We start from the raw sequence: 12967 nt of genomic DNA, 5'->3' as shown, positions 1-12967 counted from the left end.
CGGCAGCGCCGATCTCGCCGCGACGGTCGGCTTCCTGGTCGCGGCGGCGCAGGCCGGTGTGCCGGTGCTGCTCGACGGGCTGATCTCGGTGGCGTGCGCGCTCACCGCCGACGACCTCGCGCCGGGTGCGTCGGCGTGGTTCGCCGCCGGGCACCGCTCCACCGAGCCGGCGCAGTCGCTCGCCCTGGAGAAGCTCGGCCTCGAGCCGCTGCTCGACCTCGGCCTGCGTCTGGGCGAGGGCAGCGGCGCGCTCGCGGCCGTCCCGCTCGTGCGCTCCGCCGCCCTCCTGCTGCGCGACGTCGCTCTGCTGTCGGAGGTCCTCGGCTAGCGCCCGTCGGGCACGACGCCCAGGTCGCGCAGACCCTGCGCGAGCTGCTCGATCCCGTCGACGTTGCGGATCGACGGGTCCATCGTGGTGCCGCCGAGCACCACGTAGCGACGCTTCTTGACGGCGGTGAGCTGACGCGCGACGGGGTCGGACTCGAGGAAGCGGATCTTGGCCTCCGCGCTGTCGCCGTCGCCACCGCGCTCGAGGTCGGCGAGCACGAGGACGGTCGGGTCGGCGTCGAGGATCGACTCCCAGCTCGTCTCGGGCCAGAGCCGCTCGTTGTCGCCGAACGCGTTCGTGGCCCCGACCGCGCGCGTCATCAGCCCCGGGGCGCCGCAGCACCCGGCCATGTAGGGACTCTTCGTCGACGCGTACCACCAGCCGAGCGTCACGTCGTCGGCGTCGAGGTCGACGGTCACCTTCCGGGCCCGCTCCCGCAGCTCGGCGACGAGCCGGTCGCCGCGGTCCTCGACGCCGGTCAGGCGCGACACGTCGCCGATCTCGGCGTAGAGGTCGTCGAGGGTGAGCGGCTCGTCGTGCTGGGCGTCCTGGCCGCCGCACTCGCTGGGCGACTGGTACGTGGGGATGCCGACCTCGTCGAACTTCCGGCGGGGCGCGACGCCCTCGCCGGTGAACGCGTAGGCGAACGTGGCGTAGACGAGGTCGGGCTCGAGCGAGAGCATCGACTCGAAGCCGGGGAACTCGGCGTCGAGGGCCTTCGTCCTGCGGGCCTCGGCCTTCAGCCCCGGCAGGAAGTCGTGGTCGCTGACGCCGTAGCCGGCCATCCGGTCGGCGAGGCCGAGGCTCAGCAGCAGCTCGGTGGCGGGCTGGTTGATGGCGACGATGCGGCGGGGCGGGGCCGTCTCGGTGACGTCGTGCCCGCAGTTCTCGACGGTGACCGGGAACCCGGCCGCGGCGGACGCGTCGTCGGTGGATCGTGGTGACGAGGAGCCGCACGCAGCGAGCGGCGCGGCGAGGCAGAGGGTGGCCAGGAGGGCGGTGGTGCGGCGCGGGCGTGTGCCGACGGGGGAGGGCATGGGGTCTCGTCTCGGGTCCGGGGGCTCCGTGCGCGAGAGCCCCGAGTCGGGTGACGCCGCCCCGGTGGGGTGGCGGCCAGCAGGTCTTCGGACTCGGGGTCGCGGTGACGGACCGCCTTCCCAGGAGCGAGCTCCCAGTGGCGTCGTGGTCCGCCACGTCTCCCACACCGCTGCGCGTCAGTCCCGGGGTCGCACCGGGTTCCCTGACCCTCTGCGAGGGTGACTGGCGCGCTCACCGTAGCAGCGGCGGGGTGCCGGGCCCTGGGCGGCGAGGGGCCCGGCAGGGGTGCCGGGCCCTGGGCGGCGGATAGCCCCGGCGGGGTGCCGGGCCCTGGGCGGCGAGGGGGCGCGGCGAACGGGACCAGCGGGGGACCGGCTGGCCGGGTGCTACGGTGCGGCTGCCACGTGAGGGAACCCGGTCGAAGTCCGGGACTGACGCGCAACGGTAGGGGCCACGGCCCGAGTCCGACACCCGGTGGCGACCCGCGGCGTCCGCCGCGGGGCTCCCGACGGGTCTCGCGACACGGACCCCTGAGCGAAGGATCGCGATGCGACCACGCCGCCCCCTCTCCCTCCTCGCGACGGCCGCGCTCGCGGCGCCGCTGCTCGCCGGCTGCGGCTCCTCGACGTCGGCGTCGTCGGCCGACGCCGGCGGCACCGAGGCCGCCGGGTTCCCCGCCAGCGTCGAGCGCTGCGACCGACGGATCACGGTCGACGCGCCGCCGCAGCGCATCGCGTCGCTGAACCAGGGCAGCACGGAGATCCTGCTGAGCCTCGGGCTCGCCGACCGCATGGTGGGCGCGGCCGGGTGGACCGACCCGATCCTGCCGTCGCTGGCCGACGAGAACGAGAAGGTCGACCGGCTGGCCGACCAAGCGCCGTCGTTCGAGGAGCTGCTGGCCACCGAGCCCGACCTGGTGACGGCGTCGTTCGCGAACACGCTGAGCGAGGGCGGGGTCGCGACGCCGCAGCAGCTGGCCGACGTCGGCGTGCCGGCGTACCTGTCGGCGGCGGAGTGCGAGAAGTCCGACTTCGGCGGGGGCGACGGCGCGCGTGACCGGCCGCTGGAGATGTCGACGATCTACGCCGAGGTGCGCGACCTCGCCGCGCTCACGGGCACCGAGGAGCGTGGCGAGGAGGTCGTGTCGTCGCTGCAGCAGCGGCTCGCGGCGGCGTCGCGGACGCCGTTCGACGACGTGTCGGTCTTCTACTGGTTCGCCAACGCCGAGGCGCCGTACGGTGCGGGCTGCTGCGGCGGTCCGGGCATCGTGACCCGCGCGCTCGGCCTGACCAACGTCTTCGAGGACCAGCAGGCGGAGTGGCCGCAGATCGGCTGGGAGTCGATCGCCGCCGCCGACCCCGACGTGCTGGTGATCGGCGACCTGACGCGCAAGAGCCAGACCGCCGAGTCGGCGCGCGCGAAGATCGCCTTCCTCGAGTCCAACCCCGTCACCCGTCGCATGACGGCGGTGCGCGAGAAGCGGTACGTGCTGCTGCCGGGCGCCGCCCTGAACCCGTCGATCCGCACGGTCGACGCCGTCGAGACGGTGGCCGAGGGGCTGCGCAGCCTGGGGTACGAGCCGTCGTGACCCTGCTCCCCCCGGCGCTGCGCAGGACGGCGCCTTCGACCTCGGGTCCGTCGCGTCCGGCGCGCGCCGGGCGGGCGGCCGTCCTGTGGTCGGCGGCGCTCGTGGGCCTGCTGGTCTCGATCGCGGTCGCGACGACGATCGGGCCGTCGGGGCTCGGCCCGGGCGACGCGTTCGCGGTCGCGCTGTCGCGGTTGGGCGTCGCGCCGTCGGGCCTCACGGGCATCCAGGAGGCGATCATCTGGGACCTGCGCCTGCCGCGGGCCGTGCTGGCGGCCGCCTGTGGTGCGGGGCTGGCGCTCTGCGGGGTGGTGCTGCAGTCGCTGCTGCGCAACCCGCTGGCCGACCCGTTCGTGCTCGGGATCTCCTCCGGCGCCTCGGCCGGTGCCGTCGCGATCGTCGTGCTCGGGGTGGGCGCCGGCGCCGCGACGCTCGCCTCCGGTGCGTTCGTCGGGGCGCTGCTGGCCTTCGCGCTGGTGCTGCTGCTCGGCACGCTGGCCGGCGGCACGACCGACCGGATGATCCTCGCGGGGGTCGCGGCCACGCAGCTGTTCTCGGCGCTGACGTCGTTCATCGTCTTCACCGCGGCCGACGCCGAGCAGACCCGCGGGGTGCTGTTCTGGCTGCTCGGCTCGCTCGGCACGGCGTCGTGGCGCGACGTCGTGGTGTGCGGGAGCGTGGTGCTCGTCGGGCTGCTGCTGTGCTGGCTCGCGGCGGGCTCGCTCGACGCGTTCACGTTCGGCGAGGACGCCGCCTCGGCGCTCGGCGTCTCCGTGCAGCGCACCCGGCTGCTGCTGCTCGTGGTCACCGCGCTCATGACGGCCGTCATCGTGTCGACGTCGGGGGCCATCGGGTTCGTCGGGCTCGTGCTGCCGCACGCCGCGCGCGCGGTCGTCGGCTCGCGGCACCGTGTGCTGCTGCCGGTGTCGGCGGTGCTCGGAGCGGTGTTCCTGGTGTGGGTCGACGTCGGCGCGCGGACGGTCATCGCGCCGCAGGAGCTGCCGGTCGGCGTCGCGACGGCGCTCGTGGGCGTGCCGGCGTTCGTCGTGATCCTGGTGCGGAGGCGGCGTCGTGGCTGAGGCGGGACGGGCATGAGCATCCTCGCGGTCGACGTCCGGTGGGGCGTGCGCGGCAAGGTCGTAGTCGACGGCGTGAGCCTCGACGTGGCGCCGGGCAGCACGGTGGGGCTGCTGGGACCGAACGGGTCGGGCAAGTCCTCGCTGCTGCGGCTGCTGGCGGGGTTGCGGCCGGCGTCGTCGGGCGTGGTGCGCCTCGGCGACGACGACCTCGCGAGCCTGGGTCGGCGCCAGGTGGCGCGTCGGCTCGCGATGGTCGACCAGGAGGTCGTGACCGACACCGATCCCACCGTGCGCGACGTCGTGGGCCTCGGTCGGCTCCCGCACCGGCCGTCGTGGGCGCCGCTGAGCGCCACCGACCGCGCCGTCGTGGAGGCCTCCGCCGCGACCACCCGGACGGGTCACCTGCTGGAGCGGCCCTACTCGACGTTGTCCGGCGGGGAGCGGCAGCGGGTCCAGATCGCCCGCGCGCTGGCGCAGGAACCGACCGAGCTGCTGCTCGACGAGCCGACCAACCACCTCGACGTCAGGCACCAGCTGGAGCTGCTGGAGCTGGTGCGGGCCGCCTCGACCACGACGGTGATGGCGCTGCACGACCTCAACCTCGCCGCGCGGTACTGCGACGCGCTGGTGGTGCTCGCCGACGGCCGGGTGCGCGCGGCGGGACGTCCGGCCGACGTGCTCACGACCGAGCTCATCGCCGACGTCTACGGCGTCGACGCGCAGGTGCAGAGCGTCGACGGCGCGCCGCACGTGCGGTTCACCGGGGTGCTCGCGTGAGCGTGCTCTCCCGGACGGCAGGCCCGTCACGTCGGTGCGGTGTGACAGGATCGACGCCGTCCTGGAGCGGTCCGGCAGGCCGCCGGACCCCCGTCCGTGCTCGAGGGACAGGGGAGGAGACGGCGTGACGAGCCCACGTGACCGCGCCGACCGGTGCCCCGGCGTGTGCCGGCCGTGGATCGCCGACGACGGCGCGCTGGTGCGCCTGCGGCTGGTCGGCGGTCGGCTGCCCACGGCGGCCCTCGCGCGTCTGCTCGACGTCGCGGAGCGGCACGGCGACGGCACGGTCGGGCTGACGCGCCGCGCCAACCTGCAGGTGCGCGGCATCGCGTCCGTCGACGGCAGGCTGCCGGAGCCCGTCGTGGCCGACCTCGCGGCGACCGGCCTGCTGCCGAGCCGCAGCCACGAGCTCGTGCGCAACGTGATGGTCTCGCCGCTGTCGGGTCGGCTGAGCGGTCGGGCCGACCTGCGGCCGGTCGCCGAGCGCTACGACGCGCTCGTGTGTGCCGACCCCGACCTGGCCGACCTGTCGGCACGGTTCCTCGTCGTCCTCGACGACGGTCGCGGCGACCTCGTCGACCGCTCGCTCGACGTCGGCGCGGTCGCGGTCGACGACGGTCACGCGCAGGTGCGTGCCGGTCGGCACTGGGGCGAGGTCGTGCCGCTCGAGGCGCTGCCCGAGGTGCTGGGTGCCCTGGCCCACCGCTTCCGGCGCATGCGTCCCGACGTGGGCACGTGGCACGTCGACGACCTGCCGCGCGGCGGCGCGGCCGTGCTGGGCGACCTGCACGCCCGCGACCTGCGCACCCAGGTCCGGGCCCTCCCGCTGCCGGAGGGCCCCGGGCTGCAGGACGACGGACGCCGGTTCGTCCACGTGCCCGTCGAGGGTGGCGTGCTGCGCCGGCCCGACGTCGACCGGCTGCTCGCGCTGGCCGAGGGCGAGCTGCTCGTGACCCCGTGGCGCAGCGTGGTCGTGCCCGACCTGACCGTGACCTCCGACCTGTCGAGGGAGACCGCATGAGACCCCCCACCCGGCGCTTCGAGTACGAGGGCAGCGGCGCTGCCATCTACGTCGACTCCTTCGCGACCATCCGGCGCGAGACCGACCTGACGGGCATCCCGGCCGACGCCGAGAAGGTGGCCGTGCGGATGATCCACGGCACGGGCCAGACCGACCTCGTCGACGACATGGTCGTGCACCCGCGGCTCGTGTCGGCGGCCCGCGAGGCGTTGCAGGCCGGCGCGCCGATCCTGTGCGACGCGACGATGGTGGCGTCGGGCGTCACGCGCGCGCGGCTGCCGAAGGACAACGACGTGCTCTGCCTGCTGCGCGACGAGCGCGTGCCCGACCTCGCGCGGGAGTGGGGCACGACCCGCTCCGCGGCCGCGGTGTCGCTGTGGGGTGACCGGCTCGACGGTGCCGTCGTCGCGATCGGCAACGCGCCCACCGCCCTGTTCCACCTGCTCGAGCTGCTCGCCGACGGTGCACCGCGCCCGGCCGCGGTCGTCGGGGTGCCGGTGGGGTTCATCGGTGCGGCCGAGTCGAAGGACGCGTTGGCGGCCTTCGCGCAGACGCACGGCATCGACGTCCCGTTCGTGACCGTGCGCGGACGTCGCGGCGGCTCCGCCATGGCGGCGTCGGCGCTCAACGCGCTCGCGCAGGAGAAGGAGTGAGCGGCGGAGACGTCGTCGGCCCGGCGGGGGTGTCGGGCGGCGGGCGGCAGGACAGCAGTGGCCGGCTGTGGGGCGTGGGCGTCGGCCCCGGTGACCCCGAGCTGGTGACGTTGAAGACCGCGCGGCTCATCCGCGACGCCGACGTCGTCGCCTACCACCAGGGCGTGGGCAAGCGCTCGAACGCGCGGCGCATCGTCGACGGCCTGGTGCCGGCGGACGTCGTCGAGGAGGTGCTGCAGTACCCGGTCACCACGGGCACGGCGGAGCACCCCGGCGGCTACGCGGGGGCGATGGCCGACTTCTACGAGGAGTGCGCGCAGCGGCTGCGCGAGCACCTGGCGGCGGGTCGCGACGTCGTGGTGCTGGCCGAGGGCGACCCCATGTTCTACGGCTCGTTCATGTACCTGCACGACCGGTTGTCCGAGGAGTTCGAGACCGAGGTCGTGGCGGGGGTGCCGGCGTTCGCCGCGGCCACGGCGCTGGCCGCCACGCCGCTGGTGCGCCAGACCGACGTGCTCACGGTCCTGCCGGGCACGCTGCCGGAGGCGGAGCTGGCGCGACGCCTCGCCGACACCGACGGCGCCATCATCATGAAGCTCGGCCGCACGTTCCCGGCCGTCCGCTCGGCGCTGGAGCAGGCCGGCCGGCTCGACACCGCGCTCTACGTCGAGCGTGCCTCGATGCCCGAGCAGCGCTGGCTGCCGGTCGCCGACGTCGACCCGACGTCGGTGCCCTACTTCTCCCTCGTCGTGGTCCCGGGCGACGGCCACGGCGCCCGCTACGACGCCGCGCCGTCGGCGCGAGCCGGGTCGTCGTCGCCCGTCCCGGGCGAGGAGTCGGTCGGCGACCTCACGCACCAGGGGGAGGTGGTGGTCGTCGGGCTCGGACCGGGCCCCGATGCCTGGCTCACCCCCGAGGCCTCCGACGAGCTGGCGCAGGTCGGGCACGTCGTCGGGTACGCGCCGTACGTCGCGCGCGTGCCGCAGCGGGTGGGGCTGCAGCGTCACGCGTCGGGCAACACGGTCGAGCTCGACCGTGCCACGCACGCGCTCGAGCTGGCGAGGTCGGGGGAGCGGGTGGCCGTCGTGTCCGGCGGCGACGCCGGCGTCTTCGGCATGGCCACCGCGGTGCTGGAGGCGCAGGAGGCGCAGCCGCACCTGCACGACGTCACCGTCCGCGTGGTGCCCGGCGTCTCGGCCGTGCAGGCGGTCGCCGCCCGCGCCGGCGCGCCGATCGGCGGCGACTTCGCCGTCATGAGCCTGTCGGACCGGCTCAAGCCGTGGTCGGTCGTCGAGAGGCGGCTGCGCGCCGTGGCCGACGCCGACCTCGTCCTCGCCGTCTACAACCCGCGCTCGCGCTCACGCACCACGCAGGTCGCCGACATGCGGCGGATCCTGCTCGAGCACCGCGACCCCTCCACCGTCGTCGTGGTCGGCCGCGACGTCGGGCGCGCCGAGGAGTCGCTGCAGGTGACCACCCTCGCCGACCTCGACCCCGAGTCCATCGACATGAAGTGCCTGCTCGTCGTCGGCTCGTCGCACACCCGGGTCAGCCCCACGGGCGCCGTCTGGACGTCGCGGTCGGTCGACGCCTGACCATCCCCGACTTCTGGACACTTCCGGGGCGCCTTAAGGGCCCACAACGCCCCGGAAGTGTCCACGACGCATGGATGTGCGCGGGAGGTCGAGCGCTGAGACGATCGGCACGTCGGGAACTCGCCGGCCCGCCGGCTCGTTCCCCCATCGATCACGACCCTCCACAGAGAGAGCCATGGACCCCAGTCGAAGTCCCCAGACCGTGACCACCCGCGACCCGGAGAGGCGCGTGCGGTGATCACGGTCCTCCTCCTGCTGCTCGGCCTGCTGGTCGTGCTCGCCATCACCGCCGCGACGGGCTACTTCGTCGCCCAGGAGTTCGCCTACATGGCGGTCGACCGGTCGCGGCTGAACTCCCTCGCGGCGCAGGGCGACAAGGGCGCCCAGCGTGCGCTCGCGGTCACCAACCGCACGTCGTTCATGCTGTCCGGCGCCCAGCTCGGCATCACCGTCACGGGCCTGCTCGTCGGCTACGTCGCCGAGCCGCTCATCGGCCGTGCCTTCGGCGAGATCCTCGGCGGCGTCGGCGTGCCGACCGCGGTCGGCATCGGCATCGGCACGGTGCTGGCGCTGGTGTTCGCGACGTTCGTGCAGATGCTGTTCGGCGAGCTGTTCCCGAAGAACCTCGCGATCGCCCGACCCGAGCCCGTCGCCCGCTGGCTGGCGCGCTCGACCAACCTCTACCTCGCGGTCTTCGGCTGGCTGATCTGGTTCTTCGACCAGGCCTCGAACGTGCTGCTGCGCGCGCTGCGGATCGAGCCCGTGCACGACGTCGACAGCACCGCGACCGCACGCGACCTCGAGCACATCGTCGCCGAGTCGCGCGAGAGCGGCGACCTCCCGCGCGACCTCTCCCTGCTCCTCGACCGGGTCATCGACTTCCCGCGCCGCGACGTCGAGCACGCCATGATCCCGCGCTCGCGCGTCGACGTCGTGCGTCCCGACGACACCGTCGACGCCGTGCGCGAGCAGATGTCGACCGGCCACTCCCGCTACCCCGTCCTCGACGACGACGACCGGCTCGTCGGCGTCGTGCACCTCGTCGACGTCATGACCGCACGCGAGGGCACCGCCGCCGACCTCGCGCGCGATCCCGTCGTCGTGCCCGAGGTGATGCTGCTGCCCGTGGCGCGCCGCACGCTCGAGCGCGCCCGGCAGCAGCTGGCCTGCGTGATCGACGAGTACGGCGGACTCTCCGGCGTGCTCACCATCGAGGACCTCGCGGAGGAGCTGGTCGGCGAGATCACCGACGAGCACGACGACGAGCGACCCCTCGCCGTGGTCGACGGCGACGACGCCTGGCTGTTCTCCGGCGACGCGCCGCTCGACGAGGTCGAGCGGGTCATCGACCACGACCTGCCCGAGCTCGACGACGTCGAGACCGTGTCGGGCCTCGTCATCGCGCAGGCGGGTGCGCTCCCCGAGGCCGGCGACGGCGTCGAGCTCGACCTGCCGCCCGACGCCGCGACGCTCGTCCTCGACGACCAGCCCGCCGCCCCGCGCCTGCGCTTCGACGTGCTCGAGGTCGAGCACTACGTGCCGTCGTCGGTGCGGGTCAGCTGGGTCGTCCGGCCCTACGTGGAGCCGTCCGACGACGCCGACGAGATCGCGCCCCAGCGCGCCGACGAGACCGAGGTGCCCCGATGATGAGCAACCCCTGGGTGGTCCTCGCGGTCACCGTCGTGATCATCGCGGCGAGCGCGTTCTTCGTCGCGATCGAGTTCGCGCTGCTGGCCGCGCGCCGGCACCGGCTGGAGGACGCCGCCCCGCACAGCCGCGCCGCACGAGCCGCGCTGCGCTCCTCCTCCGAGCTCACGGTGCTGCTGGCGGGCGCGCAGCTCGGCATCACGCTGTGCGTCCTGGCGCTCGGCGCCACCGCGAAGCCGGCCGTGCACTACGCGCTCACGCCGCTGTTCGAGGGCTGGGGCATGCCGTACTGGGTGGCCGACGCCGCCGGGTTCGTCATCGCGCTGGTCGTCATGACCTTCCTGCACCTCGTGGTGGGCGAGATGATGCCGAAGTCGTGGGCGATCGCCCACCCGGAGCGGTCGGCGACGATGCTCGCGATCCCGATGCGCGGGTTCATGTGGTTCACCCGGCCGATCCTCACGATGCTCAACGGCGCGGCCAACCGGTGCCTCGTGCTCGTGGGCGTCGACCCGGTCGACACCGTGGCCGGCGGCTCCACGCCGGACGACCTGCGGCACCTGGTCAAGCACTCCGCCGAGGCGGGCGCGCTCGAGGCGGGCTACTCCGCGTCGCTGTCGCGGGCCCTGGGCCTGCGCGACCTCACCGTCGCCGACCTGCTGAAGCCGGGCGCGGTGCCCACGTCGGTCCCGTCGGGCAGCACGGTCGCCGACGTGCAGGCCGCGGCGGAGCGCAGCGGGCACCTGCGGATCCTCGTCGTCGACGGCGGCGAGGTCGCCGGCGTCGTGCACGTGCGCGAGACCCTGGTGCGCGACGCCGACGAGGGCGTGGCCGACCTGGTGCGCGAGCCGTTCCACCTCGACCCGGCGAGGCCGGTGCACGAGGCCCTCGCGGTCATGCGCGAGACCAGCCAGCACCTCGCCGTGGTCCGCACCGAGCACGGCATCGGCGTCGTGACCCTCGCCGACGTCCTCCGCCGTCTCCTCGACGAGGTCCCCGCCTGACCCCACCGTTGGCACTCGTCGCGGCTGCTCGACCAGCGGTGGGTTTCGCTGGTCGAGTGCCTCCACGAGCGCCAGCGAGGCGAGGCGTATCGAGACCACTCTGGGTGGTCGCTGGGGGTTGGCCCGCGCTGATCTGTTGCCGGGTGGTCTCGATACGCAGGGACCTCGCAAGCTCGTCCCTGCTACTCGACCAGCGATCCGATCCGCTGGTCGAGTAGTCCGGCCGGCGACGAAGGAGCGGGGCGGACGTATCGAGACCACTCTGGGTGGTCGCTGGGGGTTGGCTCGCGCTGATCCGTTGCCGGGTGGTCTCGATTGGCGGCACCGGACTCTTTCGTCGCCGGTGCCGCTACTCGACCAGCGGAACCCGTCGCTGGTCGAGTGCCTCCACGAGCGCTAGCGAGGGGAGGTGTATCGAGACCACTCTGGGTGGTCGCTGGGGGTCGGCCCGCGCTGGGCTGTTGCCGGGTGGTCTCGATACGCAGGGACCTCGCAAGCTCGTCCCTGCTACTCGACCAGCGATCCGGTCCGCTGGTCGAGTAGTCCGGCCCGCGACGAAGGAGCTGGGGCGGACGTATCGAGACCACTCTGGGCTGGCGCTGGGGGTCGGCCCGCGCTGATCCGTTGCCGGGTGGTCTCGATACGCGGCACCGGGCTCCTTCGTCGCCGGTGCCGCTACTCGACCAGCGGGAGGGGCGGCTACTCGGCCGGCGGGAGGCGGCGCTTGGAGGTGCGGTCGCGGGTGGGGGAGTACAGGTAGGACTCCGCGCCGTCGGGGCGGGCGACGGCCGGGCCGACGAGGATCACCGCGGCCTGGCGCAGACCAGCCGCCTCGACCTGGCCGGCGACGTCGGCGAGGGTGCCGCGCAGCACGACCTCGGCCTCCTGCGACGCGTTGGCGACGACGGCGACGGGGGTGTCGTCGCCGAGCACCGCGGCGAGGCGCTCGGCCAGCGGACGCGTGCGGGTGATCGCCAGGTGCAGGGCCAGCGTCGCACCGGTGGCGGCGAACGCCTCCAGCTCCTCGCTCGACGGCATCGCCGTCGAGCGGGCCTGGGTGCGCGTCAGCACGACCGACTGCACCACCTCGGGCACGGTCAGCTCGACGCCGAGCCGCGCGGCCGCCGCGGCGTACGCGGGCACCCCGGGCGTCACGTCCCACGGCACCTGCGCGGCGTCGAGGCGACGGGTCAGCTCGTGCAGCGCCGAGTACAGCGACGGGTCGCCCGACGACAGCCGCACGACCTCCAGCCCCGCGCGGTGCGCGTCGACGACGACCTCGGTGATCTGGTCGAGGTCGAGGTCCTGCGTGTCGACGAGCCGCGCGTCGGGGCGGCAATGCTCCAGCACGGCCTCGACGTAGGTGCCGGCGTAGACCACGACGTCGGCACGCTCCAGCAGGCGAGCCGCGCGGACGGTGAGCAGGTCGGCGGCGCCCGGTCCGGCGCCCACCACGTGCACGGTCATTCCTGCGCCCCCTTGACGACGGACAGCTGCGTGACGGCCCGCGCGGGCGTCCACGACGTGAACGAGCCCAGCGGGGCGGCGGTCTCGACGAGCAGGCGCACCAGCTCGCCGCCGACCCGGCCGCGCCACGCGACCAGCAGCTGCTCGGTCTCCAGCGTCACGCCGTGGACGACGAGCCGACCGCCCGGCCGCAGGGCCGCCCAGCAGGCGTCGAGGACGCCGTCGACCGTGGCGCCGCCGCCGACGAACACCGCGTCGGGGGCGTCGAGGCCTGCGAGCGCCTCCGGGGCGCGGCCGGCGACGACGCGCAGGTCGGGGACGCCGAGCGTCCTGGCGTTCCTGCCGATGCGCTCGGCGCGCTCGGGGTCGCGCTCGACCGCGACCGCCCGGCACGACGGGTGGGTGCGCGACCACTCGACGGCGACGGACCCGGCGCCCGCCCCGACGTCCCACAGCAGCGCTCCCGGCGTGGGTGCGAGCCGGGCGAGGGCGCTCGCGCGGACGTCGCGCTTGGTCACCTGGCCGTCGTGCTCGAAGGCGTCGTCGGGCAGGCCGGGGACGAGCGGCAGCACGCGCGCGCCGTCGTCGACCTGCACGGCGAGCACGGTGAGCGGGCCGACGTCGGCCGACCACGTGGCGGCGACGCCGTCGACGCGGCTCTCGTGGTCGGAGCCGAGGTCGCCGAGCGCGGTGAGGGTGCTGGTGCCGTAGCCCTGCGCGGCGAGCAGGTCCGCCACCTGTGCCGGGGTCGAGGCGTCGGAGCAGAGCACGAG

General features: G+C 74.6%; 12 protein-coding genes and 1 riboswitch. Of the genes, 9 read left to right on the top strand and 3 right to left on the bottom strand.

The window, feature by feature from the left end; all coding sequences use genetic code 11:
* On the top strand, positions 1-328 hold a 328-nt coding region (locus tag A6Q81_RS13470; protein ID WP_286690775.1), incomplete at its 5' end, for a nicotinate-nucleotide--dimethylbenzimidazole phosphoribosyltransferase.
* On the opposite strand, the gene A6Q81_RS13465 is transcribed toward A6Q81_RS13470, so the two are convergent.
* Positions 325-1365 (bottom strand): ABC transporter substrate-binding protein, encoded by a 1041-nt coding sequence (locus A6Q81_RS13465; RefSeq protein ID WP_286690774.1) that lies wholly within the window; start codon positions 1363-1365, stop codon positions 325-327. The two genes, A6Q81_RS13470 and A6Q81_RS13465, sit on opposite strands and share 4 nt — an antisense overlap.
* 61 nt (positions 1366-1426) lie before the next feature.
* Positions 1427-1608, bottom strand: a riboswitch (cobalamin riboswitch).
* Between the two features lie 305 nt (positions 1609-1913).
* Here A6Q81_RS13465 and A6Q81_RS13460 point away from each other — a divergent pair.
* From A6Q81_RS13460 to A6Q81_RS13425, 8 genes are all read left to right on the top strand, one after another.
* On the top strand, positions 1914-2954 hold the full coding sequence (locus tag A6Q81_RS13460; protein WP_083516473.1) for an ABC transporter substrate-binding protein: 1041 nt from the start codon (positions 1914-1916) through the stop codon (positions 2952-2954).
* On the top strand, positions 2951-4030 hold the full coding sequence (locus tag A6Q81_RS13455; RefSeq protein ID WP_286690773.1) for a FecCD family ABC transporter permease: 1080 nt from the start codon (positions 2951-2953) through the stop codon (positions 4028-4030). The genes A6Q81_RS13460 and A6Q81_RS13455 overlap by 4 nt, the downstream gene beginning before the upstream one ends.
* Positions 4031-4042: 12 nt before the next feature.
* Positions 4043-4807 (top strand): ABC transporter ATP-binding protein, encoded by a 765-nt coding sequence (locus A6Q81_RS13450; protein WP_067860239.1) that lies wholly within the window; start codon positions 4043-4045, stop codon positions 4805-4807.
* A 124-nt stretch (positions 4808-4931) separates the two neighbouring features.
* Positions 4932-5828 (top strand): ferredoxin-like domain-containing protein, encoded by an 897-nt coding sequence (locus tag A6Q81_RS13445; protein WP_067860237.1) that lies wholly within the window; start codon positions 4932-4934, stop codon positions 5826-5828.
* Positions 5825-6481 carry a precorrin-8X methylmutase gene (locus A6Q81_RS13440; protein WP_067860235.1) on the top strand — a complete coding sequence of 219 codons (657 nt, stop codon included), beginning with the start codon at positions 5825-5827 and terminating at the stop codon, positions 6479-6481. Before A6Q81_RS13445 ends, A6Q81_RS13440 begins: the two co-directional genes overlap by 4 nt.
* A gap of 29 nt (positions 6482-6510) precedes the next feature.
* Positions 6511-8076 (top strand): precorrin-2 C(20)-methyltransferase, encoded by a 1566-nt coding sequence (locus A6Q81_RS13435; RefSeq protein ID WP_502692823.1) that lies wholly within the window; start codon positions 6511-6513, stop codon positions 8074-8076.
* 234 nt (positions 8077-8310) lie between these two features.
* On the top strand, positions 8311-9723 hold the full coding sequence (locus A6Q81_RS13430) for a hemolysin family protein (RefSeq protein ID WP_286690771.1): 1413 nt from the start codon (positions 8311-8313) through the stop codon (positions 9721-9723).
* On the top strand, positions 9720-10727 hold the full coding sequence (locus A6Q81_RS13425) for a hemolysin family protein (RefSeq protein WP_286690770.1): 1008 nt from the start codon (positions 9720-9722) through the stop codon (positions 10725-10727). Before A6Q81_RS13430 ends, A6Q81_RS13425 begins: the two co-directional genes overlap by 4 nt.
* Before the next feature lie 699 nt (positions 10728-11426).
* Here A6Q81_RS13425 and A6Q81_RS13420 read toward each other — a convergent pair.
* Positions 11427-12194 (bottom strand): cobalt-precorrin-4/precorrin-4 C(11)-methyltransferase, encoded by a 768-nt coding sequence (locus tag A6Q81_RS13420; RefSeq protein WP_286690769.1) that lies wholly within the window; start codon positions 12192-12194, stop codon positions 11427-11429.
* Positions 12191-12967 (bottom strand): precorrin-6Y C5,15-methyltransferase (decarboxylating) subunit CbiT (cbiT, locus tag A6Q81_RS13415; RefSeq protein ID WP_286690768.1); only part of this gene is annotated, 777 nt, incomplete at its 5' end. The genes A6Q81_RS13420 and cbiT, both read right to left, overlap by 4 nt.

This window comes from Aeromicrobium sp. REDSEA-S38_B2, from assembly GCF_001628525.1.
GTDB lineage: Bacteria > Actinomycetota > Actinomycetes > Propionibacteriales > Nocardioidaceae > Aeromicrobium > Aeromicrobium erythreum.
Note: the sequence above shows the minus strand (reverse complement) of the source record. Positions and strands in the feature narration are given on the sequence as shown.